Origin of the sequence: Microcoleus sp. OTE_8_concoct_300 (assembly GCF_031383065.1) — a bacterium.
Classification (GTDB): domain Bacteria; phylum Cyanobacteriota; class Cyanobacteriia; order Cyanobacteriales; family Microcoleaceae; genus Microcoleus.
Genome location: NZ_JANMZH010000096.1, coordinates 1 through 1,214, shown reverse-complemented (window position 1 = coordinate 1,214; position 1,214 = coordinate 1). Strand labels below are relative to the sequence as shown.

At 46.3% G+C, this 1,214-nt stretch carries 1 protein-coding gene; it reads right to left on the bottom strand.

Going from position 1 to position 1,214, the window contains the following annotated elements; genetic code table 11:
- Positions 1-209: 209 nt before the first annotated feature.
- A partial coding sequence (locus ACUVJL_RS04560) for a tetratricopeptide repeat protein (RefSeq protein ID WP_445244766.1) occupies positions 210-1,214 on the bottom strand: 1,005 nt, incomplete at its 5' end.

Sequence of the window (1,214 nt, the reverse complement as noted above, 5' to 3'; positions counted from 1 at the left end):
TAATCAATTAATCGCGCAAGCAGAACAGTTTTTAGAATTAGCAGAACGCCTACTGGGAGATTTCCCTGATTCTCGATAGCGATTTCAATCGCCGAGTGATATCAATTCCGCTCTTCATCGGAATTATTCATCTCTCTCTTGTCTCCCTCTGTGTTCTCTGCGTCCTCTGTGGTTAAATCATTCCGATGCCACCGGAAACGATATGATATCTAATCAGATTTGTGCCATTCTCGATCGATTTTCTCCAAATCCTTGGCGGCTCCCAATTGTTGAAAAATTTGATGTGCTGTATCGTAATGTTGTTGAGCAACTTCTGTGTTGCCGCGCTTTCGCTCAAGGCGTGCTAAATCGTAGTTAACTAAGGCAATATGCCTAGTCATCCCCAGTTTTTCCATTTTTCCTAAAGCTTCTGTTAACAGTTGTTCTGCTGTATCTAGATTGCCTCTACCGAGTTCATTTTCTCCCAGACCACTGATCAACATTGCTATCCCTTCGCGATCGCCCAATTCTGTCATCATTTCCAAAGATTGTCGGTAGAGTTTCTCAGCTTCATCCCAATTGCCGCGATTTCCCTCGATATTTCCCAACAATCCCCAAGAAGATGCCATGCCCCATCGATCGCCCAATTCTGTCATCACTTCCAAATGTTGCCGATAGAGTTCCTCAGCTTCATCCCAATTGCCGCGATTTCGCTCGATATTTCCCAACGATGCCCAAGAAGATGCCATACCAGGGCGATCGCCCAATTCTGTTCTCAATGCCAAAGATTGCCGGTAGAGTTTCTCAGCTTCCTCCCAATTACCGCGATTTCGCTCGATATCTCCCAACGCACCCCAAGAAAATGCCATGCCCGATCGATCGCCCAATTCTGTTCTCAATGCCAAAGATTGCCCGTAGAGTTTCTCTGCTTCATCCCACTTGCCGCGACATTGCTCTATATATCCCAACACATCCCAAGAAGATGCCATGCCCGATCGATCGCCCAATTCTGTCATCATTTCCAAATGTTGCCGATAGAGTTTCTCAGCTTCATCCCAATTGCCGCGATTTCGCTCGATATCTCCCAACACACCCCAAGAAGATGCCATGCCCGATCGAGCGCCTAATTCTGTTTCAACTTCCAAACATTGCCGGTAGAATTTCTCAGCTTCATCCCAATTGCCACGATTTCGCTCGATATCTCCCAACATCCCTAATGAAGTAGCAATGCTGCT